This is a genomic window from Cupriavidus sp. 96C5-1 (genome assembly GCF_057798855.1).
In genome coordinates this window covers 18,960-44,517 of the sequence record NZ_JBYOJU010000038.1, presented here as the reverse complement: position 1 = coordinate 44,517, position 25,558 = coordinate 18,960, and the positions used below count along the sequence as shown (strand labels likewise).

Genomic DNA, 25,558 nt, shown 5'->3' with positions numbered 1-25,558 from the left:
CAATAAAGGGCGCACAGGCCTGCAGGCCGGCGCGCCCTGGAGACGCACATCATGACTGCCCATCGTCCGGCCCTTGAGTCGGTAACCGCCAAGGCGATCGTACGCCTGGTGCCATTTCTACTGCTGATGTACGTGCTTGCCTTTCTGGACCGCGCCAACGTCGGCTTCGCAAAGAAGGCTTTCCAACTCGACACCGGCATCTCCGATGCAATGTTCGCACTCGGTGCCGGTGTGTTCTTTCTCGGCTACGCGTTACTCGAAGTGCCGAGCAATCTGATCATGCACCGCGTTGGCGCCCGCATCTGGATGTCGCGGATCATGGTGACGTGGGGACTGGTCTCCGCTGCCCTGATGTTTGTCCACAGCGAAACCGGCTTTTATGCGCTGCGCTTCCTTCTAGGGGTTGCGGAGGCGGGATTCTTTCCCGGCGTCATCTACTATTTGACGAAGTGGTTCCCGGCGCGTGCACGCACCCGCGTGATGGGGATGTTCTACCTTGGCGCGCCCCTGGCATTCATCTTCGGCAGCCCCCTCTCTGGCATGCTGCTCGAGCTCGATGGTTTGCTGGGCTTCAAGGGCTGGCAATGGCTTTTCATGGTCGAAGGGCTGCTCGCGACGATTGTGGGCGTGTGGGCGTACTGGTATCTCGACAACGCCCCACGCGATGCGAAATGGCTGTCCCCCTCCGAGCGCGATGTCCTCGCTTCGGCCATCGATAGCGAAGAGCAAATCAAATCCTCGCATGGACCGAGCACGGTATTGCGCGCGTTGGGCAACGGCCGGGTGCTGTTCCTATCGCTCATCTACTTCCTGATTCAGGTCAGTGTGTATGGCGTGGTGTTCTACCTGCCGACGCAAGTGGCAGCGCTGCTGGGTAAGAAGGTCGGCTTCGAAGTCGGCCTGGTAACGGCGATCCCCTGGGTCTGTGCGCTCGCGGCGGCCTACTTCCTTCCGCGAATGGCCGAGCGGCACGGGCACCATGAGCGCATCGCGCTTGCCACGCTGGCCGTGGCGGCCGCCGGCATCGCGCTCTCCGTCAATGCGGCATCGCCGATAGTCGCGCTGATTGCCCTGTGCTTCGCGGCCGCTGGCTTCATCGGGGTGCAGCCGCTGTTCTGGACCTTCCCGACAAACTACCTGGGTGGAGCCGCGGCTGCTGGCGGCATCGCTCTGATCAATTCGCTCGGCGCACTCGGCGGATTTGTCGCGCCGAATGTCAAGACATGGGCGGAGCAGGCCTTCGCATCGCCGAGTGCCGGGCTCAATCTTCTCGCTATCACCACCGCGATCGGCGCACTGCTGTTCCTGAAACTCCGCAGCCCGAGTGCTGCCACTTCCGTGGCAAATCCCGGAACACACTCGGCTTGAACCCAAGCCGCTCGCCCCGACCACTTCCGACCAAACAACCGAGCATTTTGCAGGAGTTCCCAAATGTCCATGCCTACCATCAAGCACGTTCGCGCTTTCACCCTGCGCGGCGCTGGCGCCGACTATCACGACCAAGGTGACGGTCACTGGATCGACGATCACATTGCCACGCCAATGTCCAAGTACCCCGAGTACCGGCAGAGCCGCCGGAGCTTCGGCCTCAACGTGCTTGGCACGCTGGTGGTGGAGCTCGAAGCGAGCGATGGAACCGTGGGCTTTGCTGTCACGACAGGCGGCGACCTCGGCTGCTGGATTGTCGAGAACCACCTCGCCCGCTTCATCGAGGGCCAGAAGGTGACGGACATCGAGAAAATCTGGGACCAGATGTTCAACGCAACACTTTACTACGGACGCAAGGGCATCGTCCTCAACGCCATCTCGGGTGTGGACTTGGCGCTGTGGGACCTGTTGGCCAAGGTCCGCAAGGAGCCTGTTCACGCGCTGCTTGGCGGTCCGGTGCGTGATGAACTTCAGTTCTATATGACTGGCGCGCGGCCCGACTTCGCCAAACAGCAAGGCTTCATCGGCGGCAAGATGCCGTTGCACCACGGCCCTGCGGAAGGCAAGGAGGGCCTGAGGAAGAATCTGGAGTTGCTCGCTGACATGCGCGAAAAATGCGGTCCGGATTTCTGGCTGATGTACGACTGCTGGATGAGCCTGGATGTCGACTATGCTACCCGTCTCGCTCAGTCCGCCTACAACGAGTTCGGGATGAAGTGGATCGAGGAGGCCTTGCCGCCCGACGATTACTGGGGCTATGCCGAGCTACGCCGCAATGTACCGCGCGGCATGCTCGTGAGCACCGGGGAACATGAGGCTACGCGCTGGGGCTTTCGCATGTTGCTGGAAATGGAATGCTGCGACATCCTGCAACCGGATGTCGGCTGGTGCGGCGGCATTACTGAGCTGATAAAGATCACGGCTTTGGCCGATGCGCACGGAAAGCTGGTTGTCCCGCACGGGTCGTCGGTCTACAGCTATCACTTCGTCATCACGCGGCACAACAGTCCGTTTGCTGAATTCCTGAACATGTCGCCGGGCGCGGACGAGATCGTACCGATGTTCCATCCGCAATTGCTTGACGAACCAGTGCCGGTGAACGGGCGCATGAAGGCCTCTGCACTGGATGCGCCCGGCTTCGGCGTGCGCCTCAACCCTGAGCTGCATTTGCATCGGCCCTTCGGGCGCTGAGACTCATCCGAACTCGCTACCGTCGGCTCTGAAGGTGCGATGTGCATACTCGATGCGGCAGCTCATGCCAGTTCTTCCGAATAGGTCAGGCTACAGGGCGGTTCCGTCCAGCGCGCGCGTCTGGACGTGGAACTGCGCGGGCCGGGCACTTGCTTCGGGGTCGTGGTAGCTCCTTGCTGTGAACTGCGCGAACACGCGCCAGGCCGGAGGTGAGGCGAGATCGAACTCGATTCGCCACAGATTCCCGACGGCATCAGCGGGACACTGGGAAACCAGGCTATCTATGTCGACGATGTCCAACTCCTCGAGGAGATAGCCTGCCTTCGTCCGGGAGGTCTGATGCGCCTACAGGGCCGCGTCCTTCAGTTTCTTCAGCGGTCGGACCTTTACCTTCACAGTCGCCGGCTTGGCTGCAAACCACTGGTCGACACCGGTGAATGGGTTCTTGCCGAAACGCTTCTTGGTTGCTGGCACTTGGGTGGCCACCACCTTGAACAGGCCGGGAAGGGTGAACTCGCCTGCGCCCTTCTTGTGCACGGCGCTCAGGACTGTGTTTTCCAGATGAGCCAACACGGTCTTCACGGTCTTGACGTCCAGCTCGGTCTTTGCGACCAAGTGGGCGAGCAGGCTGGACTTGTTGAACTTCTCCGCCAGTGGTTTGGCGACGGGTGCAGCTGCTGCTGCGGTCTTCTTGGCCGGTGCCGCCTTCTTGGCCGGTGCTACTTTTTTGGCCACTGGCGTGGCGTTCTTCGCGACAGGTTTAGTCTTGGTTGCCATATGGACGGGTACTCGTTGTCGATTAAGTGAGGCGCCAGCGTGCCGGCGGCATTGGCGCTGAGTGGAGGATAGCAAAATCCAGGCAAACTGTGATCCACCGTCGTGTTTTCAACACTGCTGCAGGTTCGATCATGCGCCGACGCCTATTCGATCGTGGCGGCAATTCGGTCGCAGGTCCTTGAGCTGACCAAGCCCATCAACTTGCTGACGTCCTCGCTCGAGCGGCCAGCGAGCAGCTGGCGCCGGCAGAATGTATTGCGCAGGATTCGGGGGCTCATGTCGTCCGCCTCGAAAGCGATGGTTTCCAGCGCGGCGCGCACGATCTTGCCCAGGCTCATCTCCGTGATCGGCGTGCCGCTGGCCTTGAGCGAGAACAAGAGATCGCTGGCGATCGGTAGGGTGGCGCGGCGTACGAGCCAGGCCGAAAGGATGGGCACGGCGAACGCGTCCAGATGCACGGTGCGGGCATCACGCGCGCCGTGCGCGGGAACATGCAGATAGGGCGGCGCGGCCGCGGGCTGCAGGTCGGCCACCTCGGCAGCTCGGCCCTCTGCAACCGTGACGCCGGTGCCGAGAAACAAGGCGACGATGGCGCGGCTTCGCAGCGTTGGCAGGTCGTCGCCGGCATGCGGCTGCACATGGGCCTGCAGCTGGGCATCGGCGTCTTCAGGAAGGAAGATCGGCAGAGGATCGTCTTGTGGCCACTGGCCGTCCCGTACCAATTTCTCGGCAGGGTTGCTTTGTCGCACGCCGATGGCCACCAGGTGGCGGCACAGCCTGTCGAGCAGCTTCAGGTATCGCATGCGGGTCGCAGCGGTGTAGCCTTCGGCCTCCGGCGCTTGCCAGAAGGCATCGATGTGGTCGGAGCCGAAGGTGGCCAGGGTGACTCCGACCGCCAGCAGGTGCCGTCGGAAGCGTTCGAACATCGCCTCGTGCTGGACGATGGACCGCGCGGAGAACGGGCGCCGGTCCGCGCCGGCGGCCTCGCGGGCTTGCCAGTCTGCATAGGCAAGAGTGGGATTGGTTAGCCAGAGGCGGTCAAATCTGTCCATGCCAGTATTTATATACTGAAAACCAGGCTGCCCGACACCTTACCGCCTCTGCGAGGCGGCATTGGCTCCCAGGAAGGAGGGGGGTGAAAACTCATCGCATGCGGTGCGTCGACACCCTGTGCCGTGCGTAGCGCGGATAGCGGGCGTCCAGCATGTCCGCTATCGCCTGTGGACGGCACCCGTCTTCGGGCGGGCACTCGAGCAGATGCGTATCTGCGCAGAAATGCAGGATCTCTCGCAGCAACTCGTCGCGCCGCGCGGGCGGGAAATTCAGGTGTCGGGCCTTTGTCCATTGGCGGTAGCCCGCATGCGCGAGTGCCAAGAGGGAACCGGGTGTGCCGTCCAGCGTGGTGGCGAGGGCGTTGGCCTGAAGCTGCAAGGACTTCGTGTTTGTCACCTCGGGGATCTCCTCAGTCGGCTGTTTGACTGACATCTCCAAGTATCGCCCGCGATGAGACCGCTGCAAGCCGATGCCACCTCCAGTCTCCGTTCGTGGGCTGCCGCGTAGCGACTGGCTCCCGCATCCTCTGGCATGGGCCGGAGGCGTTTGATTCGCGCGGTTCGGTGAAATAGCGTCACCGCTATGCCACTCCAGTTTTGCGCCTTGGTTCCACGTTGGCCCGCATGGCAGATATCTCAAGAAACCGCCGCATGACCGGGCTGTCATTGCGGCTGTGGTGCGCAAGGGCGATGCCTATGCGGGCATCCGCCGGTAGATCGGCGATAGGACGAAACACAGCGCCTGAGGAGCGCTGGTAGGGCGTATTGGCGGCGGGCACCATGGCCACGCCCAGTCCGCTGGCCACGAGTCCCAATGCGGTCTGCACCTGTACGGCTTCCTGGGTGATGCGTGGCGCAACGCCCGCGCGTTGCAGCACCAAATTTACCGCCGAGTGTAAGCCACCTACGGGGGAAGGCGCGTAGCCAATGAAGGGCTGCCCTTCCAGCGCAGCCAGAGGGATGGAGGCCTTCTTGGCGAGGGCATGGCTGCGGGGCAGGGCGAGGCACAGGCAGTCTTCCTCGACCAACTGGAAGCGCAAGTCGGGCGGTCGGCTGGCAGGAACGCGAACAAAGCCAAGATCCAGCGTTCCTGCTTCCACCAATGTGAGCAATTCGAGGTTGGTGCCTTCCCGCAATTCCAGTTTCACGTCTGGATACCGTCGGCTGAAGGTCTGAACGAGACCAGGCAGCAGACGCAATGTCACCGAACCACTGAAGCCGATTCGCAGTGTGCCCAGCTCGCCGGCCGCAGCCAAGCGCGCGGCCTCCTTGATTCCTCCGGCTGAGTCAAGGCAACGCCGGGTGGCTTCGAGTGCGGCTTCCCCAGCTGGCGTGAGCCGCACGCCGCGGGAGCCGCGCAGAAAGAGTGGCGTTTCGATCTCTTCTTCCAACTTGCGGATCGCTACCGATAGCGCCGGCTGAGCCATGAACAGGCGCTGCGCGGCAGCGCTGAAGCTGAGTTCTTCGGCCAGCACAACGAATTGACGCAGTTGTCTAAGCTCCATCCTATATACCCCATATATGGGAGAGTGCATCAAAAGTATTGGATTGAATATACCAATCTTCTTACGATTGGGGTTCAAAAACGGTCGGCGCCACAGGACGGAGGTTCAGTGGGCAGCCATTCCAATAGGAGACAAAGCATGAACATCGTCCTACGCCGCGCGTTGGCAACAACCTGCTTGGGCCTGCTGGCGGTCGCAGCAATCCCGAACGCCGCCCAGGCACAGGCTGCCTACCCATCCAAGACCGTCAAGATCGTCGTACCCTATCCGCCGGGCGGCACCAACGACAGTGTGGCGCGCGTGCTCGCACAGCGCCTGAGCGACCGGCTGGGCCAGCCCTTCATCGTAGAGAACAAAGCCGGTGCTTCGGGCAATCTGGGCGCAGAGTTCGTGGCGCGCGCACCAGCCGACGGCTATACGCTGCTCCTCGTGACCATGGGGCACACGATCCACCCGTCGCTGTACAAGCACCTGCGCTACGACATCCGAACCGATCTTGTGCCCATCACGTCGCTGACCAGTGGACCGGCGCTGCTGATGGTGAACCCGAAGCTGGGCATCAACAATCTCAAGGACCTGATCGCACGCGCCAAGGCCAAGCCGGGCGAGCTGAACTTCGCCTCGGCCGGCAACGGCTCGTCCACGCATCTGGGCACGGAGTACCTGAGCGAGCGCGCAGGCATCAAGATGACGCACATTCCGTTCAATGGTAGTGCGCCGGCCATGATGGACGTGATCGCCGGCAATTCGCAGGTAGTGATGGACATGATGTTCTCTGCCGCCCCTCAGGTGAAGGGCGGCAAGCTTAAGGCCATTGCGCAGACTGGCGCCAAGCGCTCGCCCGCGATGCCCGACGTACCCACGGTGGCTGAATCCGGCCTGCCGGGCTTCGAATTGGCGGTATGGAACGGACTGATGGCCCCGGCCGCCACACCCAAGGATGTGATCGCCAAGCTCAACGCCGAGATCAAGCGAGAGCTCGAGAGCGCCGACTTCAAGGAGCGTCTGTCCGTGCAGGGCTACGAGCCCGCATGGTCCACTCCCGAGCAGTTCGGCCAGCGCATCGTCTCCGACATCGACCGCTGGGCCAGGGTGGTCAAGAGCTCCGGCGCCAAAGCCGAGTAAGCCACCACGCAATCCAACCCCACGAAGAAGGTCTTGTTCATGCCTGCGAACGACGCGCTCAGCCGCCTGCTGCATCCCCGTTCCGTCGCCGTGATCGGTGCGTCCGACGACGCGCTACGTATCGGCGGGCGGCCCATCTCCTACATGCTGGCCCAGGGCTACCAGGGCCGGCTGCTGCCGGTGAACCCCAACCGGCAGCAGATCCAGGGCCGGCCCGCCTTCGCCAGCGTAGCGGCGCTGCCCGAGACGCCAGATGTCGCCATCGTCGCTGTGGCCGCGTGGCTCGCCCCGCAGGTGGTGGCCGATCTGGGCGCGCGCGGCACGCCGGCGGCCATCGTCTTCTCCGCCGGTTTTGCGGAGATGGGTGAGGAGGGCGCGCGGCTGGAGCAGCAGATGGTGGCGGCGGCGCGCGCCAGTGGCATCCGCCTGCTCGGACCGAACTCGCTGGGCGTACTGAATCCGCGCATCGGCTTCTACGGCAGCTTCACCTCGGTGGTGGAAATGGGGTTCCCGCAGCCTGGGCGTGTGGGTATCGCAAGCCAGTCCGGCGCCTACGGCAGCCACATCCTCGGTATCGCGCGCGAGTTTGGCATCGGCGTGTCTTCCTGCGTGATGAGCGGCAATGAAAGCGACATCACGCTGGGCGACCTGGTGCAGGCATTCGTCGACGATGGCGACACCGACGTGATCACTGTCTACTCCGAAGGCATCCGCGACGGCGCGGGCCTGCTGGCCGCGCTGGAGGCCGCGCGCCGGGCACGCAAGCCGGTGGTGATGATGAAGGTCGGCACGAGTGCCGTGGGCTGTGCGGCGGCGCAGTCGCATACGGCGTCGATCGCCGGCAACGACGCCGTCACGGACGCTGTGCTCGCCGACCACGGCGTGGTGCGCGCGCGTTCCACCGAGCACATGCTCGACGTGGCGCGCTTGGCCACGCGGCGCATCTACCCGGTGAACAACTCGCTGGGCGTGATCACCGTGAGCGGCGGCGCGGGTGTGATCGTCTCCGACGCCGCGGAAGCCGTCGGCTTGCCCATGCCCGAGATGCCTGCCGCCGCCCAGGATCACTTGAAGGAATTGATCCCCTTCGCCGCGCCGCGCAATCCGGTGGACTGCACGGCGCAGTTCATGAACGATCTCAGCATCGCAGGTCGCTTTGCCGAGGCCGTGGTGGAGGAGGGCGGCTACCAGTCAATTCTCGGTTTCTTCACCTACACCGTGGGTGCGGCGTCCATTGCCGAAGGCCTGCGCGCGCAGCTGAAAGCGGTGCGCGACAAACACCCCGACCGGCTGTTCGTTTTGTCCATTCTGGCCTCGAAGGAACGGGTGCAGCAATACGAAGCCGACGGCTTCACCGTATTCGAAGATCCGGCACGCGCCGTGGTCGCGATTGAGGCCATGGGTCGCTTTGGCCAGGCCTTCGCGCGCCGGCCGGGCCAGCCCGTGCCCGTGGTGCAGCAGGTCGCGCTACCGGCTGAAACCCCCAGCGAGGCTGAGGCCAAGCGCGTGCTCGCCGAAGCCGGGATCGCGGTCGCGCCGGAGCGTTCGTGCGCCACGGCCGATGCGGCGGTGGCCGCGGCGCGGGAACTGGGCTATCCCGTCGTGATGAAGATCCTCTCGCCGGACATCCTGCACAAGTCCGAGATCGGCGGCGTGCTGCTGAACGTGGGTGACGTGGATGCGGTGCGCGCGGGCTTCGCCACGCTGGTCGAACGCGGCCAAAAGGCCGCACCTGGCGCGCGCATCGAAGGCGTACTGGTCGCCAAGCAGCTCTCCGGCGGCGTGGAGTGCATCCTGGGCATCCAGCGGGACCCAGTGTTCGGGCCGATGGCCATGTTCGGCCTGGGTGGCATCTTCGTCGAGGTGATGAAGGACGTGGTGCTGCAGCAATGCCCGTTCGGCGAGGACGTGGCCGAACGGATGATTCGCTCCATCAAGGGCGCGCCGCTGCTGCTGGGCGCGCGCGGCAAGCCGCCGGTGGACGTGAAGGCTCTCGCGGCGATGCTCTCGCGTCTGTCGGTGTTTGCGCACCAGGCCGGCGGGCGCCTGCAATCCATCGACCTGAACCCGGTGTTCGCCCTGCCCGCAGGTCAGGGGGCTTACGCGGCTGACGCGGTGATAGAACTGCTGCCGGCCGCCGCTGCACCCCTTCTCGAGCAGTCTGAAGAGGATGCAGCATGATCCGCGACGCCGATACGCTGCAAGCGCTGCTCGGCAGCATCCGCCGCTTCGTGCGCGAGGTGCTGGTGCCTGCCGAAAAGCAGGTCGACGAGACCGACGAGATCCCGACGCATATCGTGCAGGGCATGAAAGACCTGGGCTTGTGCGGCATGACCATCCCCGAGGACTACGGCGGCCTGGGCCTGACCACCGAAGAAGAGGTGCTGGCCGCCATCGAGCTGTGCCAGACCTCACCTGCCTTCCGCTCGCTGATCGGCACCACCATTGGCATTGGTTCGCAGGGGATCCTGATGGACGGCACCGAGGCGCAGAAGCAGGAGTTCCTGCCGCGCCTGGCCACCGGCGAGATTCTGGCCAGCTTTGCACTGACCGAGCCCGAAGCCGGCTCCGACGCCGCCTCGCTGCGCACCACCGCCCGCCGGGATGGCGACCACTACGTCATTGACGGAACCAAGCGCTACATCACCAACGCGCCCTATGCCGGCATCTTCACCGTGATGGCGCGCACTGACCCTGCTATCCAGGGGGCGGGTGGCATCACCGCCTTCATCATTGACGCGGGCACGCCGGGCATTTCCTTTGGCAAGCGCGACCGCAAGATGGGTCAGAAAGGTTCGCACACCTGCGACGTGATCTTTGACAAGGTGCGTGTGCCGGCCAGCCGCATCATCGGAGGCGCGACCAACACCGGCCAAGGCTTCCGCACCGCGATGAAGGTGCTGGACAAGGGCCGCATCCACATCGCTGCGGTCTGCGTGGGCGCGGCCGAACGCATGCTCGCCGATGCACTGCGCTACGCGATGGAGCGCCGGCAGTTTGGCCAGCCGATCGCCGAGTTCCAGCTGGTGCAGGCAATGCTCGCCGACAGCCAGACCGAGCTCTACGCCGCGCGCAGCATGTTGCTGGACACGGCGCGCCTGCGCGACGAAGGTCAGAATGTGGCCACCGAGGCGGCCTGCTGCAAGCTGTTTGCTTCCGAGATGTGTGGCCGCGTGGCCGACCGCGCGGTGCAGATCTTTGGCGGCGCAGGTTATGTGGCCGACAGCGGTATCGAGCGCTTCTACCGCGATGTGCGGCTGTTCCGCATCTTCGAGGGCACGAGCCAGATCCAGCAGGTCGTCATCGCGCGCAATATGGTGCGCGCGGCGCAAGGCTGATGGAGTAACGCCGTATGCCTATCGACCCCCGGCACTTGCTGAACCGCCCCTTCTCCCCGGTCGAACACGTCTACGCGGCGCACGACAGCATGTGTTATGCGCTGGGCTGCGGCCTCGGCGCTGACCCGTTGGACGCGGGCCAGCTGCGCTACGTGTACGAGCGCGCGCGCGGCGGCCTGCAGGCGCTGCCCACGTTGGCCAATGTGCTGGGCTACACCGGCTTCTGGGCCGACCAGCCCGACACCGGCATCGCCTGGCGCAAGCTCGTCCATGCGGAACAGACCATCGTGCTGTACCGGCCAGTGCCCGCCGAGGGCCGCATCGTCGGCGTCAACCGCGTGGTGGGCCTGCACGACAAGGGCGCTGAGAAGGGCGCGCTCATGCTGCAGGAGCGGCGCGTGATGGATGCCGCGAGTGGCGACCTGATCGCCACCGTCACCCAGACCAGCATGCTGCGCGCCGATGGCGGCTTCGGTGCCGTCCATGGCGCATCGCATGGCCAGCCCCTGGCCGCGCAGCATGCCGTGCCCGACCGCGCGCCCGACGCAGTGTGCGATCTGCCCACGCTGCCGCAGGCCGCGTTGCTCTACCGTCTCAATGGCGACCTGAACCCGCTGCATGCCGATCCGGCAGTGGCGCGGGCCGCGGGTTTCCCGCGCCCCATCCTACACGGCTTGGCCACCATGGGTGTGGCCATGCACGCGGTGCTGAAGGCGCTGCTGGCGTACGACGCCAGCGCCGTGTGCGGCATGCGGGTGCGCTTCACCGCGCCGGTGCTGCCGGGCGAAACCTTGCGTACCGCGTTGTGGCGCGATGGCGGCGTGGTGTCGCTGCGCACCACGGCGCTGGAGCGCGGTGTCGTCGTGCTCGATGCGGGCCGCGTCGAGCTCGCCTGATTCGAATCAACGAAGGAGATTTCCATGGATTTGCAGATCAACGGCAAAGTTGCCATCGTCACCGGCTCGGCCCGTGGCCTGGGCGCGGCCACCGCGCGGCGGCTGGCGGAGGAGGGTGCGAGGGTCGTCATCACCGACATCCTGTCCGAACAGGCCGAGGCCACCGCTGCCGCGCTGCGCGCCGATGGCCTGCAGGCGCATTGCATCATCGCGGACATCACCAAAGGTGCGGAGGTGCAGCGGCTGGTGGACGAAACGGTGGCTCATTTCGGCGGCATCCATATCCTGGTCAACAACGCCGGCTTCCCGCGCGACAAGTACCTCGTGAAGATGAGCGAGGACGACTGGGACCTGGTGATGGAGGTCATGCTCAAGGGCGCCTTCCTCGCCACCAAGGCCGTGATGCCGAAGTTCATCGAGCAGGGCTGGGGCCGGGTCATCAACATCAGTTCGCGCGCGCATTTTGGTAACCCCACCCAGGCGAACTACTCGGCCGCCAAAGCCGGCCTGATCGGCATGGCCAAGGCACTGGCGATCGAGGAAGGGCGCTACGGCGTCACGGTGAACTGCGTGGCGCCCGGCTTCATGGAAACCGAGATGGTGCAAGCGCTGGCGACCTACGAAAACATCAAGGAGCGCGCCGTGGCCATGCAGCCGATCAAGCGCGTGGGCAAGCCGACTGACATTGCTGACGCGGTGGCCTTCTTGGCCTCGGAGCGCGCGGGTTTCATTACGGGTGAAGTACTCCACGTGACGGGCGGCCGCTATGGGTGAGATCACATCCGGCCCGGTGCGTTGCAACGTGCTTGGCGGCGAGTACAGCGGCGTGGCCGTACTCACGCTGGACAACCCACCGCTCAACGTTGTGTTCCGCGGCCTGACCGAGGCGCTGGGCCGCGCGCTCGATGCGCTAGCGGCCAATGCCTCGGTGCGTGCGGTGGTGGTCACCGGCGCCGGCGAGCGCGCGTTCTGCGCGGGCTCGGACATCGCCGAGTTTCAGCCGCTGATGCAGCCTGGTCGCATCGGCCCCGAGAAGCTGGAACTGCAGCACCGGGTGTTCGCCCGACTTGACGACTTCCCCAAGCCCACAGTCGCGGCGATCAACGGGCTGGCCTTTGGCGGCGGGCTGGAGATTGCGGTGTGCTGCGACCTGATCGTGGCCGACGAGCGTGCCCGCTTCGCGCTGCCGGAAATCAAGCTCGGCGTGTTCCCTGGCAGCGGCGGCCCGGTGCGGGTGACGCGCCGCGTGGGCGAGGGCCATGCCAAGGAAATGATGTTCCTTGGCGAGCCCATCGACGCCGTCACCGCGCTGGCCTGGGGCTTGGTCAACCGTGTGGTGTCCCAGGGCACGGCGCTCGATGCCGCGCTGGCCCTCGCCGCCACGCTTGCACAGCGCCCGCCACTGGCGCTGGCGCTGTGCAAGCGGGCCATTGACCTGGCTTTCGACGCCACGGAAGACGTGGCCATTGCCGCCGCATTGCCGCTGTCCGAATGTGTCTTTACCTCGGCCGAATCGAAAGAGGGCGTGCGCGCCTTCCTGGCCAAGGAAACGCCGAGCTTTCCCAACGCATTACATACAGATTCAAAGGACTGACGCCATGAAACGCGCTGCCATCGTCTCCCCACTTCGTACCCCCATCGGCGCTTTCGGCGGCAGCCTGCGCGCCGTGCCTGTCGAGGAACTGGGCGCCGTCGTCGCCCGTGCCGTTGTGGCGCAGACCGGGCTCGACCCGGCGCTGATCGAGGACGTGGTCTTCGCCCATTCGTACGCGAATGGCGAGGTGCCCTGCACCGGCCGCTGGGTCGCGCTGCAGGCGGGCCTTCCCATCGAGGTGGCCGGCATGCAGCTGGACCGCCGCTGCGGCAGCGGCTTGCAGGCCATCGCCACCGCCGCGATGATGGTGCAGACCGGCGCGGCCGACGTGGTCATGGCCGGTGGCGTGGAGAGCATGAGCAATGTCGAGTATTACACCACCGACATGCGCTGGGGCAAGCGCGCCGGCACGGTGAAGTTCCATGACCGCCTGGAGCGCGGCCGCGAGCGCTCGCAGCCGGAGGCACGCTTTGGTCGCATCAGCGGCATGATCGAGACAGCCGAGAACCTGGCACGCGACTATGGCATCAGTCGCGAGGAGGCCGACGCGTTTGCGCTGCGCAGCCACCAGCGCGCGGCGGCGGCGTGGGCGTCGGGCAAATTTTCCGAGGAGGTCGTGCCGGTCCACGTGCCGCAGCGCAAAGGTGACCCGGTGGTCGTGGACCGCGACGAAGGCATCCGCGGCGACCTGACAATCGAGCAACTGGCCAAGCTCGGGCCCCTGACGAAGGATGGCATCGTCACGGCCGGAAACGCCTGCCAGCAGAACGACGCGGCGGCCGCCTGCCTGATCGTGGCCGAGGACAAGCTGGAAGCCCTGGGTCTCACGCCCATCGGCTACCTGCATAGCTGGGCGGCTGCCGGATGCGAGCCGTCGCACATGGGTATCGGCCCAGTGCCGGCGGTCAAGAAGCTGTTTGCCCGCAATGGCCTGGGCTTCGACGACATGGGTCTGGTGGAACTCAACGAAGCTTTCGCCTGCCAGGCACTGGCCTGCGCCAAGGGCTGGGGCTGGAATGATCCGGAACGTTTCAATGTGAACGGTTCGGGCATCTCTCTGGGCCATCCGGTGGGTGCCACCGGCGTGCGCATCATGACATCGCTGCTGCGCGAGATGCAGCGGCGTGGCGCCCGCTACGGGCTGGAGACCATGTGCATCGGCGGCGGCCAGGGCTTGGCGGCGGTGTTCGAGCGGGCCTGATGCCATGACCTACCCTTTCCTGGACAGGCTGCGCGTCATCGAAAGCTCGGCCTTCATCGCCGCGCCGCTGGCAGGTTTGACCCTGGCGCAACACGGCGCCGACGTGATCCGCGTGGACATGATCGGCGGCGGCATCGACTACGCGCGCATGCCGCGCATGCCCCATCCCGAGGGCAAGGGCCGCAGCCTCTACTGGACGGCGCTCAACAAGGGCAAGCGCTCTATCGCCATCGACCTGCGCCGGCCCGAAGGCCGCGAGCTGATTCAGGCGCTGGCCACCGCGCCAGGGCCGGAGGCTGGCGTGCTGCTCACCAACATCGGCACACCCTGGCTGGCGCACGCGGTGCTGGCCGCGCGCCGCTCCGATCTCATCAGTTGCACGATCCAGGGTAACGGCGACGGCAGCACCGCGGTCGACTACACCGTCAATTGCGCTACCGGCTACCCGCTGGTAACCGGTGGCGGTTCAGCGGCGCATCCCGTGAACCACGTGTTACCAGCCTGGGACATCGCCTGCGCCTACCAGGCCGCGTTCAGCATCCTCGCGGCGCTGGATCGGCGCCGCCGCAGCGGCCAGGGTGCGGAGCTCAAGCTCGCGCTCTCCGATATGGCCTTCACGACTTTGTCCCACTTGGGGGTGCTGGCCGAGGCCGAACTGCTGCGGCAGGAGCGACCGTCCATCGGCAACCATCTCTACGGCGCCTTCGGCCGCGACTTCGGCACCGCCGACGGGCAGCGCCTCATGGTGGTGGCGATCTCGGCCGGGCAATGGAACTGCCTGGTCAGCGCCTGCGGCATCGCCGAGGGCGTGAAGGCGCTGGAATTGCGCGTCGGCCTCGATCTGTCGGACGAGGCCCAGCGCTTCGAAGCGCGCGACGCCATCGCGGAACTGGTCGAGCCCTGGTTCGCTGCCCGCACGCGCGTGCAGGCCGTGCATGAACTCAATGCGCACAAGGCGACCTGGGGCGGCTACAACACTGTGGGTGAACTGCTGGCAGGCGACCCGCGCGTGAATGCCGCGACCAACCCGGTCTTCGAGCGCATCGACACCCTGGGCATCGGCCCGCACATCGCCGCCGGCGCCGCCGTGCGCGCACCGGAGATGGAACGCGAACCCACCGTCCCGGCCGCGCTGCTGGGCACGCACACCGACGAGGTGCTGCACGAGGTGCTGGGCTTGGATGGCGGCGCCATCGGACGCCTGCATGACGCGGGCGTGGTAGCTGGACCCGAGCGTGACCCGACGGTAGGAGGCTGAGATGGATACAAGCCTGGACGACTGGACCGGCTGGGTCGGCCGCGAGGAAACGCTGCGCGCGCGCATCGATGCCGCGCCGGTGGCCGCGCTGGCGGCCACGCTCGACCTTGTGGGGGCGCCGACCGAGGGCCAGCCGCTGCCGCCGGGCTGGCACTGGCTGTTCTTTAACCCGGTGGCGCGCCAGAGGGCGCTGGGAGATGACGGCCATCCGCGCCGCGCCGCCAATAGCTTCCTGCCGCCCATCAACTTGCCGCGCCGCATGTGGGCGGGCAGCCGCATCCGCTACCTGGCGTCGCTGCCGGTGGGCGTCGAGGCCGAGCGCTCCAGCCGCATCCTGCGCATTACGCCGAAGGAGGGCAAGAGCGGCCGTATGTGCTTTGTGACCGTAGCGCACAGCGTTGCCAGCGGCGGGCGCACGTGTATCGAAGAGGAGCAAGACATCGTGTACCGCGCGGCCACGCCGCTCGCGCCCGCAAGCGGGGAAAGCACCATTCCTGAGCGCGCAGTTACGCCTGCACCCCTGCTGGCGGCTTGGCAACGTACGGTGAACCCCGATGCCGTGCTGCTGTTCCGCTACTCGGCCCTGACTTTCAACGGGCACCGCATCCACTATGACCTCCCTTATGCACAGGTAGAGGAAGGTTACCGCGGTCTCGTCGTGCACGGACCACTTGCCGCCACGCTGCTGCAGGGCTTCGCGGCATCGCTGCGGCCGAGTCTGTCCCTGGCGGCTTTCGAGTTCCGGGGCATGCAGCCATTGTTTGCAGGCCAGCCGTTCACCCTATGCGCCGACGAGGCCGGGGAGGGTGCGCTGGCGCTGCACGCGGTGGCGCCGGATGGCCGCGTGGCAGTGGAAGCCTTTGCTCGTTTCGCACCACAGAGTTGAAGCCATGTCGACACGACCCCACCGTTGTCCCTTCGTTCCCGGTGATCGGCCCGAGCGTTTCGACAATGCAGCCGCCAGTGGTGCGGGCTGCGTCATCCTGGGTCTCGAGGATGTTGTGGCACCGACCGGAAAGGCTAACGCGCTATAGCGCTATCCAGAGGACATTCTGATTTGGCCTTTGCATGACCTGTTTCGCCGAATCAGCCGTTACGGCAACAGCGGCGTTGAACCGGGCGCGAGCTGTGCTGCTTTGTTCATAGTGGAGCGATGCCAAGAGCCCCCGCCCCTTACCAGCGGAAACTGGAGATGGTGACGCCGGAATCCTTGGTTCCTAATCCTCGATACGAATCCGGGCAGCTTTGACGGCTGCCCCCCAGCGCTGGTTTTCCGCCTGGACGAATTCACCGAACTTCTTCGGGTCGATTGTGATGGGCGTGTAGCCCATGTCTGCCATGCGTGAGCGAAACTCGGCCTGACTGGTGACACGTACAACTTGCGCCTGAATGGTATCGACGATGGCTTGCGGCGTATTGGGCGGCGCTAGGACGCCGAACCACGTATCGGCATCCACGGTGTAACCAATCTCGGTCAGAGTCGGAATGTCCTTGATCGACGGGAACCGCTCGGGAGAGCCCAGCGCGTAGAGGCGCAACTTGGTCTTGTTGGCGACGGCAAGGGGTGTCGGGATGAACGCGTAGTCGATCTGCCCACCCATTACCGCAGTCATGACCGGCGCGGCGCCGCCGAATGGCACTTCCAGCATATTATCGATATGGGCGTTTGTCTTCAGGAGCTCCATCCCCATTTGGGCCATGCTGCCGGGTCCCCAGTGGCCGTACGAGAGCAGATTTGTTTTGGCCTTCGCGACGATATCCTGCACGGTCTTCGTATCGGCGTCCGGACGTCCGGCGAGTACAAAACCCATCTTCGCCACGGGCGCCACCGGGCGGAATCCGTTGGGTTGAAACTGCACCACCTTCTTGTGGATGTAGGGGGCCACCGAGATGAAATCGGCAGCCGCAAAGAGCAGGGTGAGGCCGTCAGGCGGTGAGCCATAGACGACGTTCGCGCCGATCACGCCATTGGCCCCAGGACGGTTCTCGACCACGATCGGTTGCCCGAGGCCGTTGCCGATGCCGGCCACCACCAGCCTTGCCAGCACGTCCGTGCCACCTCCCGGTGCATACGGCACGACCAGTCGGAGGGGTCTGGACGGTGTCCAACCCGGCTGTGCATGGACAGACTGCGCGCCTCCAACCGCGGCTGCGATGGCGAAAGCAGTGGCAGCTACGCGTAGACCTATCCGGACGCCTGTGACGAGGCGCCTCGCTTTTGCTTCGAAAATCATGATCGTCTCCTGGTTTTTGTCTATCGCGCCTTATGCGATGCGCTTTGGTTGCGCTCCTTGCGGCGTCAAGAGTGGCCTGGGCTACCGCGTACCAGCGCAGCAGCATGCTCGCCGGCCAGCTTGCCGAAGACTGCCCCACGCATGACCGAAGTCGCGCCGGTGTACACCTGGTAGTACAGTCCTGAGGCTTCGCCCGCAGCGTAGAGCCCGGGAATCGTCTTGCCGTCGGTGTCCACCACCTGGGCGTTGCGGTTGACCTTGATGCCGCCGAACGTAAAGCAGATGCCGGGCATGATCGGGTAAGCGTAGTACGGTCCTGTATCGATTGGACGAGACCAGTTGGACTTGCATGGCTGAATGCCCACCGTGCAGAGGTGGTCTTCCTGAAGCGGACTGAACTCGCCGGGCTGGCAGGCCGCATTGAAGGCACGCACTGTCTGCTCAAGCCCTTCCTGGGAGATACCGCATTTCTTCGCCAATTCCGCTAGCGTTGCCGCCTGCAGTGGCGGCTGATCGGTACGTATGCCTTTCTTCCAATTCGGTACATCATGGATGCGTTCGTCAAAGATGACGTACGCGATGCCATCTGGCTGATCCTTGAACGAGCGGGAGATATGGTCGTAGTGAACATCGACCGGCCCCGGGGCTTCATCGGTGAATCGTTGTCCGAGCTTATTGACGAGGATGCCGTAGGGAAAATTCATCACCAGGGCTTCCACCTGGGCAGAGCGCGGATCCAGCGGTTCAGCGTGAAAGGAGCTGAAGTCACCCGCGGGCGCTGCGCCCAGGTCCAGTGCCATGCGAATACCCTCCCCCTTGTTGTAGTACCCGCCTCGCGCCACTGGGCGTACATAGCGCGCTGCCTGGCCCAGATACTGGGTCAGCATTTCCTGGTTGCCTTCGAAGCCGCCCGAGGCAACCACCACGTTGCGGCCCCGCAATTCGAAGGCGTTGCCATCGCTGTCCACAAGGCTCAGCCGGAGATCCCCCTCGGCGTCGCGGCGTGCTAGGCGGGTAGCGGTAGTTTCGTAGAAGAACTTCACCCCGAGATCCGACGCGTGCGCGTGCAAGGACTCGATCATGGCTAGTCCGCCGCCTACCGGCATCAGCCTAGGTGCTGCGGCGGTAACGAAATAGGTGGGCAGGGCATCGAAGCGAATACCAAAGGTCTTGAGCCACTGCACTGTCGGCCCTGCCTGGCTCGACAGCGTAGAGAGCAGCTCTGGGTCCGGCATGCCATGCGCCTTGACATAAGACGGCCAGTTCTCGTAGGGCGCCGCCATGCTGCGGATGACATTGGGATCGAGATTGTCGCCCGCGTTTGCGCTGAGCATGTCGTCGAAGTCGTCGCTGACCTCCGAGTCACTCTTCATTCGGAGGTAGGCTTCTGTCCACCGGGTATTGCCGCCGAATTCCTCGCGGGTGGCACGTTCGAGTACGGCGACGCTCACCCCCTGGCTTGCCGCGGCTACTGCGGCCGATAGGCCGGAGATGCCGCAACCGATCACAACTAGGTCGAAGCGGGTGGCACTGTGTGCAGTGCTCATGATGTGTCTCCTCATTGTCGAGTATCAGTACTTGCGGATGAACGGGTCAGGCATTTCCAGGTCGGTGGAGATCCATACGCTCTTGGTCTCCATGAACTCCTTCACCGCTTCCATCCCGCCTTCGCGGCCCAGACCGCTGTCCTTGTAACCGCCGAACGGCGTAGTGAAGCTGGTGGAACGGTAGTTGTTGATCCAGACCGTGCCTGCCTGCAACCGATCCGACATGTACATGGTCCGGTGCAGGCTCTTGGTCCATACCCCTGCAGCCAGGCCAAACCGGATGTCATTGGCGATGCGCAAAGCATCGTCTTCGTCCTTGAACTTCAGCACAGACAGTACTGGGCCGAACACCTCTTCCTGCGCGATACGCATGTCGTTGGTGACATTGGTAAAGATCGTGGGCTCCACGAACTGACCGGCACCAAAATCGGGACCGCTCCGGACATTGCCACCGAACGCGCAGGTTGCACCGTCTTCCTTGGCGATACGGATATAGTCCACCACCTTCTCGAATTGCGGGCGTGTTGCCACCGGTCCCATTTGCACGTCGGCGCGCGACGGATCCCCCAGTTTGGCTTTGCTGGTGATGGAGATCAGGCGATCGACGAATTCATCATGAATGCTCTCCTGCAACAGTAGCCGTGAGCCCGCCATGCAAGTCTGGCCGCCGGCGGAGAAGATGCCGGTGATGACGCCATTCGCCGCGTTCGCCAGGTCGGCATCGTCGAAGACGATGTTCGGCGACTTGCCGCCCAGTTCCAGCGTGACCTTCTTGAAGTGCGCAGCCGCAGCCAGATTGACGCGACGGCCACCTTCGTCCCCACCTGTGAACGCAATCATCGGCACCAGCGGATGCTCGACCAGCGGCTCGCCAACATCCTTGCCGAATCCGGTCACCACATTGAAGACGCCGGGAGGGAAGCCGGCCCTGACAAACAGCTTGGCCAGCTCAAGTAGCGACACCGACGTATGTTCGGAGGGCTTTGCCACGATGGTGTTGCCCGCACACAAGGCGGGAGCCACCTTCCACGCGGTCAGCAGCAGGGAGGAGTTCCACGGCGTAATCGTGCCAACGACGCCTACCGGTTCCATCCGGGTGTAGTTGAACACCTTCGGCTTGTCCATCGGCACCACGGTGCCTTGGATCTTGTCGGCCATACCCGCGTAGTAGTAGAAGTACTTTGCGACATAGCCAACCTGGCCGCGTACTTCGCTGCGCAGTTTGCCGTTGTCGCGGGCTTCCACCTCCGTTAGCAGATCGATGTTGTCTTCGATCAGACCCGCCAGCTTGTAGAGCAGCATGCCACGGTTGGTGGGGGAGAGCTTCGACCAGGGCCCTTTCATGGCGACGGCCGCTGCCTGCGCGGCACGGTCGACATCTTCGCGCGTGCCTCGCGGAATTTCTGCCCACGGCTCGCCAGTGAACGGGTCGAGGGATGCGAACCACTGGCCCTGGCTCGAGTCGACCCATTCGTTGTTGATAAAGAGCTGGTATCGCGTTTGCATGGATGTTGTCCCCTGAGATTGGTAGCAAGGTCAGCGTGCATTTCGCTTCCTGAACGTCATTCTGGTGACAGCGCTTTCCAGCGGCAAACGAGAAGAACTCCAGTGTTGATGAGGTTTTTTCATGATCTTTGCGCGACAGCGCGCAGATGGTGAGCATAGGCCACGTGCTGCAGATCTCGGCTGCTCAGTGCTGCAACGCAGATGCACTCCGAATCGACGCCACATAGATGGCTGCAAGCTCGCGCAAGTACTGCATCTGCGTGGGCTTGGGCGGTGGCGACAGGGCTGCGTTTGTCCCGAATATGATGGGAAGGACTTCATCCTGAACGGCGGTTGGGCTGTCTATCGGCTGATAGCCGCGCAGGCTGCGACGCGACCAGCGCGCCTTCGGCTTCCGCCACACAGCCGAGCAACGGAAGCTTGCCCGCGTCGTCGTAATAGGTGCCCACGGATTGACCGTTTCAGGAAGCGTGTCTTGCGCAAACGGTTCGTTCAGGCCGAGGATGGGATCCCGAGGCTCCATCGAACGCGTGCGCCCGGGGTACAAGAATTCTGGCTATCAAGGTAGCGCATAATGCCCTTTATGGGCGCTGGCCTACTTGACTCCTACCACGAATTCGGCCTCGATGCTCACCACCCAGTTCCGGAAGACCTGTACCAGTTCGGAATCCTTCTTGCGTTCGGGATAGACGAGGCAATAGCGCTTTTCATGCTTGAGGGGCAGGTCAAAAGGGACGACCAGGTCATTGCGTTCGACCTCGTCCTGCACATAGACCTTGGGCACAAGCCCGGCGCCCAAGCCGGCCCGCGCTGCTTCTATCACCATGCCGTATAGCTCGAAGTGCATGCCGGGCACAGGGGTAAAGTCCGAGACGCCGGTTATTTCGAACCAGTGCTTCCAGGCCTCCGGCCGAGTGGACTTATGGAGCAGCGGGAAGCGCGTCAGGTCTGCCGGAGCATTCAGCCGCAGGGTGTCGAAGTAGCGCGGGCTGACGATCGGCACGAGCTCTTCGTCGAACAGATCCACCTTGACCACGTTGGTCCAGGAGGGATGATCGAAATTCAGTGCCGCATCGAAGTTCGTCTCGTCAAAGCTGAACGGCAGCGGGCGCTCCGAAAGATTGAGGATGATGTCAGGATGACGTGCGCGGAAGTCTCGCAGTCTGGGCAGTAGCCAGCGATTGGCGAACGTGGGAATGACGGCGAGTTCCAGTACACCGCCCACGCCTTTATGCGTCATCAGGGCGGCGGTATGCGCCTCGATATCGGAGAGATTGCGGGCGATGTTCTTGAGGTAAAGCCGTCCGGCGTCGTTCAGGACGACCTGTTTGCGCACGCGTGTGAACAGCTTTACGCCGAGGTACGTCTCCAACGTCGCGATTTGTCGGCTGACCGCACTTTCCGTCAAGCAAACCTCATTCGCGGCACGCGCAAAGCTGCCTTGCCTGGCTGCCGCTTCAAACACGGCAAGGGCGATCGTGCTGGGAATCTTCCGTCTCATGGTCCACATTCGCATTGCATGCGCAAATTGCATCAGTGGCTAATTATTACGCAATTGCCAGCCAGGCGTGCCGGCACCGCTACTTGGGAGTTACCCGCAATGCAGCGCGCGCACTATACCCATGCGCCGCATGCGCCTGCCGCCGCCCGAAAATCGCTCACTGAGTGCGGGCGCCGAGGCGGCGGCAGCCTCCACACTGTACCGGGAGATCAAGCCGACGCGCTGCCAAGAACCTCCTTGCGGGTTGGTCTAGCATGTGCTGCGCTGGACTCAGCAGGCATCCGGTTGAACCATTGGTGCAGCACGCTGGAACGCCTCAACCTTTGCGCACGCGGCGTCGATCGCGAGAAGTCTGGGCCAGCGTTCCAAGTCGACCTTGAACCGGCGAGCGCTCTCGATCTGCGGGACAAGGTAGACGTCGGCCAGCGTGGGGCGGTCTCCGAAGGAGAAGTGGCCGGCGGGGCTGCCGGACGCAACCAGAGCCTCGAACGCGTCGAAGCCGGCGCCGATCCACATGCCACACCAGTGGTTCACCGCCGCTTCGTCGGCGCTGAAGCGCTGGCGCAGCGCCTCCAGGATTCTTCGGTTGTTGATCGGATGGATATCGCATCCCACGATCGCCGCCAGCGCACGCACATGTGCCCGCTCTAACGTATCGGAAGGGAGCAGCGGCGGTTCCGGGTAGCGTTCCTCCAGCCATTCGATGATGGCGGGCGATTGGATCAAGGTGGTGTCTTCGATGTCCAGCGCCGGAACCAGTTGCTGTGGGTTAATGGCCCTGTAGGCCTCTCCCAGGTGCTCGTCGCGCCGGATATCGACGGCGAAATGCTCATAGGCGAGCCCCTTGAGGTTGAGCGCAATGCGCAGGCGGTGCGAGCTGCCGCTGCGGAAGAAACTGTAGAGCTTCATGTCGTTAGACTCCAAGATACTGGTGGACGATGTCAGGTTGTGCCTTCAGGGCCTCGGAGTCGCCTTCCCACACGATCCGTCCTTTTTCGAGGACGTAGTGGCGATCCGCCAGGCGTAGCAATCGACTCACGTTCTTGTCGATCACGATCTGGGCCAATCCGTCGCGTTTTAGATCGGCTAGCGTGCGCCAGATCTCCTCGCGGATGACCGGCGCAAGACCCTCGGTAGCCTCGTCGAGGACAAGCAGCCGCGGATTGGTCATCAGCGCCCGCCCGATGGCGAGCATCTGCTGTTCTCCGCCCGAGAGCTGCCAGCCCAAGTTGCTGCGTCGCTCCTTTAGTCTCGGGAAGAAGCTGTAGACACGCTCCAGAGTCCAGGGACTTGCCTTGTTGTCCGCGCGGGCATCCCGAGCCGTAGCGAGCAGGTTCTCCTCGACGGTAAGCTCGGTAAAGATCTGCCTGCCTTCCGGCACCAGCGCGAGACCCTGGCGAGCGATACGGTGCGACGGCAGGGCTGTCGTGCGAAGGCCGCCGACTTCGATCTCGCCGGCCTTGGCGGCCAGCATGCCGAACAGGCACTTGACGGTGGTGGAACGCCCCATTCCATTTCGCCCGAGCAGCGTGATCACTTGACCAGGCAGAACGTCGAACGAAACGTCGAAGAGCACCTGCGCTCGGCCGTAGCTGGCTTGCAGTTCACGCACTGAAAGATACGGTTGACTCATGAGTTCTCCTTCAGACGACTTCTTCGCCGAGATACACTGCGCGCACCTCCGGATGCTCCCGGATCTCGTCTGGCGTGCCGGTGAACATCACGCTGCCATAGACGAGAACGCTGATCCGGTCGGCCAGGGAGAACACGGCATCCATGTCGTGCTCTACAAGAAGGATCGTGTAGCGGCGCTTCAGGTCGCGCAGTAATGCCGTGACAGCTGCGGACTCCTGCACGCTCATGCCGGCCATCGGCTCGTCCAGAAGCAGGAACTTGGGCTGCGCGGCAAGCGTCATGGCTAGCTCCAACTGCCGCCGCTGTCCGTAGGCCAACTCGCCGGCCAGGACATCGGCTTGCGTTGTGAGGCCCGCCGCCGCTACAGCCTCCTCTGCGGCTTGGCGTGCCTTGGCATCCGCGAGCAGCGGCGTCCAAAAGCGCCAGGCATGCCGTTTGGCCGCCACCCCAGCCAGCACGGCGTTTTCCAGAACGGAAAACTCCTCGAAGATCGACGTGATCTGGTACGAGCGCAGCAGTCCGGCCCGAGCCCGCCGATGGACAGGCAGAGGGGTCACCTCTCGCCCATCGAATCGAATGCGCCCCTCGTTGGGTTGCAACTCGCCGCTCAGCTGGTTGATCAAGGTCGTCTTGCCGGCCCCGTTGGGCCCGATCACCGCGTGTAGTTCACCGGGTCGGATGTCCAGTGACACATGGTCCGTCACCAAGAGTGCCCCGTAGCGCTTGACGAGTCCTTCCGTCTGCAGTCCGGTCATCATGCACCTCCTTCGCGAACGACGGCCGGACTCGCCGGCAATGGCTCCTCCTTCGGGCGCAACGCGCGTTCGAGGCTGTCGAGCAGCCCAACGATGCCGCGCCGCCCAACCAACGCGATCATCACGATCAGTGGTCCGAAGATCGCCATCCAGTGTTCGGTAATGCCCTTGAGGATCTCCTCAAGGCCAAGAAACACCAGCGCACCGATTAGAGGACCGAACACCGAACCCATGCCGCCGAGCACGACCATCACGATCAGCTCGCCCGACACTGTCCAGGCAAGGGAACTTGGCGAGGCGAAGGCGTTCAGGTTGGCGAGCAGCAGTCCCGACACCCCGCAGATGGCGCCAGAGATCACGAACGCCACCAGTTGCAACCGCTGGGCTTGCAATCCAATGGCGTTGACGCGGCGGGTGTTCTGGCGAGCACCCCGCAGCGCCATGCCAAAGGCGGCCACGCGCAACCGTGCCATCCACCACGTGACGAGCACAAGCACTGCCAGTGCCGTGCCGTACAACACGAGCGGCGATCCCAGGTTCAGCCCGCCAAAGCGGCTCGTCGCCGAGATGGGAAGCCCATCGTCTCCTCCGTACTGCTTGAGGCTGACAAACAGGAAGTAACTCATCTGCGCGAAGGCGAGCGTGATCATGATGAACGCCATACCCGTGGTCCGCAGGCTGATCGCGCCGACCGCCAGTGCCACCAGGGCGCAGCCACCAATACAGAGAACCAGGTGGACCCAACCGTTGTCGATGCCATGGAAGGCTGGCAGCGCGACGGCGTAGCTGCCAAGGCCGAGAAACAGCGCGTGGCCAAAGCTCACGAGCCCGCCATAGCCAAGTGCCAGATTGAGCGCGGATGCGGCAATGGCGTAGATGACGATGCGCGCGAAGAATGAGATCCAGAACGGCTGTTCGAGGGCGCTCGCGACGAATGGAACCGCGACGAGGCCGACGAACAGCAACAGCGGAATTGCGCTCGTGGGACGTATGAGTTTCGAGATCATTTCCTTCT

Annotated in this window: 24 protein-coding genes and 1 pseudogene; 11 read left to right on the top strand and 14 right to left on the bottom strand. The window is 64.0% G+C overall.

Going from position 1 to position 25,558, the window contains the following annotated elements; all coding sequences use genetic code 11:
- The first annotated feature begins 51 nt into the window (after nucleotides 1-51).
- Together AC3FOF_RS32210 and rhmD are read left to right on the top strand one after the other, a co-directional pair.
- A complete protein-coding gene (locus AC3FOF_RS32210) occupies nucleotides 52-1,368 on the top strand; it encodes an MFS transporter (RefSeq protein ID WP_488728907.1) in 1,317 nt (438 codons plus the stop codon).
- Between the two features lie 63 nt (nucleotides 1,369-1,431).
- Nucleotides 1,432-2,619 (top strand): L-rhamnonate dehydratase, encoded by a 1,188-nt coding sequence (gene rhmD / locus AC3FOF_RS32205; RefSeq protein ID WP_488728906.1) that lies wholly within the window; start codon nucleotides 1,432-1,434, stop codon nucleotides 2,617-2,619.
- Between the two features lie 90 nt (nucleotides 2,620-2,709).
- Here the strand turns inward: rhmD and AC3FOF_RS32200 are convergent, their stop codons facing one another.
- The 5 genes from AC3FOF_RS32200 to AC3FOF_RS32180 all read right to left on the bottom strand — a co-directional run bounded on the left by AC3FOF_RS32200 (nucleotide 2,710) and on the right by AC3FOF_RS32180 (nucleotide 5,953).
- Nucleotides 2,710-2,919: a hypothetical protein gene (locus AC3FOF_RS32200; protein ID WP_488728905.1), complete on the bottom strand. Its 210-nt coding sequence runs from the start codon at nucleotides 2,917-2,919 to the stop codon at nucleotides 2,710-2,712.
- Nucleotides 2,920-2,964: 45 nt separating this feature from the next.
- Entirely contained in the window at nucleotides 2,965-3,396 is a 432-nt protein-coding gene (locus tag AC3FOF_RS32195; protein WP_488728904.1) for an HU family DNA-binding protein, read from the bottom strand.
- A gap of 143 nt (nucleotides 3,397-3,539) precedes the next feature.
- Nucleotides 3,540-4,448, bottom strand: a complete 909-nt coding sequence (locus AC3FOF_RS32190) for a tyrosine-type recombinase/integrase (protein ID WP_488728903.1) — start codon at nucleotides 4,446-4,448, stop codon at nucleotides 3,540-3,542.
- 91 nt (nucleotides 4,449-4,539) lie between these two features.
- Nucleotides 4,540-4,845 (bottom strand): hypothetical protein, encoded by a 306-nt coding sequence (locus AC3FOF_RS32185; protein WP_488728902.1) that lies wholly within the window; start codon nucleotides 4,843-4,845, stop codon nucleotides 4,540-4,542.
- Nucleotides 4,846-5,029: 184 nt separating this feature from the next.
- Nucleotides 5,030-5,953 carry a LysR family transcriptional regulator gene (locus AC3FOF_RS32180; RefSeq protein WP_488728901.1) on the bottom strand — a complete coding sequence of 308 codons (924 nt, stop codon included), beginning with the start codon at nucleotides 5,951-5,953 and terminating at the stop codon, nucleotides 5,030-5,032.
- Between the two features lie 138 nt (nucleotides 5,954-6,091).
- Between AC3FOF_RS32180 and AC3FOF_RS32175 the strand changes: the two genes are divergently transcribed.
- From AC3FOF_RS32175 to AC3FOF_RS32135, 9 genes are read left to right on the top strand one after another with little or no spacing between them, the layout of a single operon-like run.
- Nucleotides 6,092-7,078, top strand: coding sequence for a Bug family tripartite tricarboxylate transporter substrate binding protein (locus AC3FOF_RS32175; protein ID WP_488728900.1), 987 nt, complete (start codon nucleotides 6,092-6,094; stop codon nucleotides 7,076-7,078).
- A gap of 39 nt (nucleotides 7,079-7,117) precedes the next feature.
- Entirely contained in the window at nucleotides 7,118-9,259 is a 2,142-nt protein-coding gene (locus AC3FOF_RS32170; RefSeq protein WP_488728899.1) for an acetate--CoA ligase family protein, read from the top strand.
- Nucleotides 9,256-10,416: an acyl-CoA dehydrogenase family protein gene (locus AC3FOF_RS32165; protein WP_488728898.1), complete on the top strand. Its 1,161-nt coding sequence runs from the start codon at nucleotides 9,256-9,258 to the stop codon at nucleotides 10,414-10,416. Before AC3FOF_RS32170 ends, AC3FOF_RS32165 begins: the two co-directional genes overlap by 4 nt.
- Before the next feature lie 14 nt (nucleotides 10,417-10,430).
- Nucleotides 10,431-11,312, top strand: a complete 882-nt coding sequence (locus AC3FOF_RS32160) for a MaoC/PaaZ C-terminal domain-containing protein (protein WP_488728897.1) — start codon at nucleotides 10,431-10,433, stop codon at nucleotides 11,310-11,312.
- 24 nt (nucleotides 11,313-11,336) lie between these two features.
- Entirely contained in the window at nucleotides 11,337-12,086 is a 750-nt protein-coding gene (locus AC3FOF_RS32155) for an SDR family NAD(P)-dependent oxidoreductase (RefSeq protein ID WP_488728896.1), read from the top strand.
- On the top strand, nucleotides 12,079-12,906 hold the full coding sequence (locus tag AC3FOF_RS32150; protein ID WP_488728895.1) for an enoyl-CoA hydratase/isomerase family protein: 828 nt from the start codon (nucleotides 12,079-12,081) through the stop codon (nucleotides 12,904-12,906). The genes AC3FOF_RS32155 and AC3FOF_RS32150 overlap by 8 nt, the downstream gene beginning before the upstream one ends.
- Before the next feature lie 4 nt (nucleotides 12,907-12,910).
- On the top strand, nucleotides 12,911-14,107 hold the full coding sequence (locus AC3FOF_RS32145) for an acetyl-CoA C-acetyltransferase (protein ID WP_488728894.1): 1,197 nt from the start codon (nucleotides 12,911-12,913) through the stop codon (nucleotides 14,105-14,107).
- 4 nt (nucleotides 14,108-14,111) lie between these two features.
- Nucleotides 14,112-15,365: a CoA transferase gene (locus tag AC3FOF_RS32140; RefSeq protein WP_488728893.1), complete on the top strand. Its 1,254-nt coding sequence runs from the start codon at nucleotides 14,112-14,114 to the stop codon at nucleotides 15,363-15,365.
- 1 nt (nucleotide 15,366) lies between these two features.
- On the top strand, nucleotides 15,367-16,251 hold the full coding sequence (locus AC3FOF_RS32135; protein WP_488728892.1) for an HTD2 family dehydratase: 885 nt from the start codon (nucleotides 15,367-15,369) through the stop codon (nucleotides 16,249-16,251).
- A gap of 331 nt (nucleotides 16,252-16,582) precedes the next feature.
- Here the strand turns inward: AC3FOF_RS32135 and AC3FOF_RS32130 are convergent, their stop codons facing one another.
- From AC3FOF_RS32130 to AC3FOF_RS32090, 9 genes and pseudogenes are all read right to left on the bottom strand, one after another.
- Complete coding sequence (locus tag AC3FOF_RS32130; RefSeq protein ID WP_488728891.1) at nucleotides 16,583-17,599, bottom strand: Bug family tripartite tricarboxylate transporter substrate binding protein; 1,017 nt, start codon at nucleotides 17,597-17,599, stop codon at nucleotides 16,583-16,585.
- A gap of 65 nt (nucleotides 17,600-17,664) precedes the next feature.
- On the bottom strand, nucleotides 17,665-19,146 hold the full coding sequence (tcuA, locus tag AC3FOF_RS32125) for an FAD-dependent tricarballylate dehydrogenase TcuA (RefSeq protein ID WP_488728890.1): 1,482 nt from the start codon (nucleotides 19,144-19,146) through the stop codon (nucleotides 17,665-17,667).
- 24 nt (nucleotides 19,147-19,170) lie between these two features.
- Nucleotides 19,171-20,652, bottom strand: a complete 1,482-nt coding sequence (locus tag AC3FOF_RS32120) for an aldehyde dehydrogenase (protein WP_488728889.1) — start codon at nucleotides 20,650-20,652, stop codon at nucleotides 19,171-19,173.
- Nucleotides 20,653-21,247: 595 nt separating this feature from the next.
- Nucleotides 21,248-22,153, bottom strand: coding sequence for a LysR family transcriptional regulator (locus tag AC3FOF_RS32115; protein ID WP_488728888.1), 906 nt, complete (start codon nucleotides 22,151-22,153; stop codon nucleotides 21,248-21,250).
- A gap of 270 nt (nucleotides 22,154-22,423) precedes the next feature.
- The gene (maiA, locus tag AC3FOF_RS32110; RefSeq protein WP_488728887.1) at nucleotides 22,424-23,062 is read right to left on the bottom strand and encodes a maleylacetoacetate isomerase; all 639 of its coding nucleotides are present in this window, start codon (nucleotides 23,060-23,062) and stop codon (nucleotides 22,424-22,426) included.
- Between the two features lie 4 nt (nucleotides 23,063-23,066).
- Nucleotides 23,067-23,786 carry an ABC transporter ATP-binding protein gene (locus tag AC3FOF_RS32105; protein ID WP_276264615.1) on the bottom strand — a complete coding sequence of 240 codons (720 nt, stop codon included), beginning with the start codon at nucleotides 23,784-23,786 and terminating at the stop codon, nucleotides 23,067-23,069.
- Between the two features lie 10 nt (nucleotides 23,787-23,796).
- A complete protein-coding gene (locus AC3FOF_RS32100) occupies nucleotides 23,797-23,874 on the bottom strand; it encodes an ABC transporter ATP-binding protein C-terminal domain-containing protein (protein ID WP_430869522.1) in 78 nt (25 codons plus the stop codon).
- A 204-nt stretch (nucleotides 23,875-24,078) separates the two neighbouring features.
- Nucleotides 24,079-24,477, bottom strand: a pseudogene (locus AC3FOF_RS32095) (ATP-binding cassette domain-containing protein); the annotation flags it as partial.
- A 65-nt stretch (nucleotides 24,478-24,542) separates the two neighbouring features.
- Entirely contained in the window at nucleotides 24,543-25,550 is a 1,008-nt protein-coding gene (locus AC3FOF_RS32090; RefSeq protein ID WP_488728886.1) for a branched-chain amino acid ABC transporter permease, read from the bottom strand.
- Nucleotides 25,551-25,558: the final 8 nt, after the last annotated feature.

What these genes read in the sequence shown, in the direction of transcription:
- AC3FOF_RS32090 (WP_488728886.1), bottom strand. Translation starts at nt 25,550, where the DNA reads ATGATCTCGAAACTCATACGTCCCACGAGCGCAATTCCGCTGTTGCTG.
- AC3FOF_RS32165 (WP_488728898.1), top strand. Translation starts at nt 9,256, where the DNA reads ATGATCCGCGACGCCGATACGCTGCAAGCGCTGCTCGGCAGCATCCGC.
- tcuA (WP_488728890.1), bottom strand. Translation starts at nt 19,146, where the DNA reads ATGAGCACTGCACACAGTGCCACCCGCTTCGACCTAGTTGTGATCGGT.
- AC3FOF_RS32190 (WP_488728903.1), bottom strand. Translation starts at nt 4,448, where the DNA reads ATGGACAGATTTGACCGCCTCTGGCTAACCAATCCCACTCTTGCCTAT.
- AC3FOF_RS32140 (WP_488728893.1), top strand. Translation starts at nt 14,112, where the DNA reads ATGACCTACCCTTTCCTGGACAGGCTGCGCGTCATCGAAAGCTCGGCC.
- AC3FOF_RS32170 (WP_488728899.1), top strand. Translation starts at nt 7,118, where the DNA reads ATGCCTGCGAACGACGCGCTCAGCCGCCTGCTGCATCCCCGTTCCGTC.
- AC3FOF_RS32210 (WP_488728907.1), top strand. Translation starts at nt 52, where the DNA reads ATGACTGCCCATCGTCCGGCCCTTGAGTCGGTAACCGCCAAGGCGATC.
- AC3FOF_RS32105 (WP_276264615.1), bottom strand. Translation starts at nt 23,786, where the DNA reads ATGAGTCAACCGTATCTTTCAGTGCGTGAACTGCAAGCCAGCTACGGC.
- AC3FOF_RS32180 (WP_488728901.1), bottom strand. Translation starts at nt 5,953, where the DNA reads ATGGAGCTTAGACAACTGCGTCAATTCGTTGTGCTGGCCGAAGAACTC.
- AC3FOF_RS32155 (WP_488728896.1), top strand. Translation starts at nt 11,337, where the DNA reads ATGGATTTGCAGATCAACGGCAAAGTTGCCATCGTCACCGGCTCGGCC.
- AC3FOF_RS32150 (WP_488728895.1), top strand. Translation starts at nt 12,079, where the DNA reads ATGGGTGAGATCACATCCGGCCCGGTGCGTTGCAACGTGCTTGGCGGC.
- AC3FOF_RS32195 (WP_488728904.1), bottom strand. Translation starts at nt 3,396, where the DNA reads ATGGCAACCAAGACTAAACCTGTCGCGAAGAACGCCACGCCAGTGGCC.
- AC3FOF_RS32120 (WP_488728889.1), bottom strand. Translation starts at nt 20,652, where the DNA reads ATGCAAACGCGATACCAGCTCTTTATCAACAACGAATGGGTCGACTCG.
- AC3FOF_RS32175 (WP_488728900.1), top strand. Translation starts at nt 6,092, where the DNA reads ATGAACATCGTCCTACGCCGCGCGTTGGCAACAACCTGCTTGGGCCTG.
- AC3FOF_RS32100 (WP_430869522.1), bottom strand. Translation starts at nt 23,874, where the DNA reads ATGTTCACCGGCACGCCAGACGAGATCCGGGAGCATCCGGAGGTGCGC.
- AC3FOF_RS32135 (WP_488728892.1), top strand. Translation starts at nt 15,367, where the DNA reads ATGGATACAAGCCTGGACGACTGGACCGGCTGGGTCGGCCGCGAGGAA.
- AC3FOF_RS32160 (WP_488728897.1), top strand. Translation starts at nt 10,431, where the DNA reads ATGCCTATCGACCCCCGGCACTTGCTGAACCGCCCCTTCTCCCCGGTC.
- AC3FOF_RS32130 (WP_488728891.1), bottom strand. Translation starts at nt 17,599, where the DNA reads ATGATTTTCGAAGCAAAAGCGAGGCGCCTCGTCACAGGCGTCCGGATA.
- maiA (WP_488728887.1), bottom strand. Translation starts at nt 23,062, where the DNA reads ATGAAGCTCTACAGTTTCTTCCGCAGCGGCAGCTCGCACCGCCTGCGC.
- rhmD (WP_488728906.1), top strand. Translation starts at nt 1,432, where the DNA reads ATGTCCATGCCTACCATCAAGCACGTTCGCGCTTTCACCCTGCGCGGC.
- AC3FOF_RS32145 (WP_488728894.1), top strand. Translation starts at nt 12,911, where the DNA reads ATGAAACGCGCTGCCATCGTCTCCCCACTTCGTACCCCCATCGGCGCT.
- AC3FOF_RS32115 (WP_488728888.1), bottom strand. Translation starts at nt 22,153, where the DNA reads ATGAGACGGAAGATTCCCAGCACGATCGCCCTTGCCGTGTTTGAAGCG.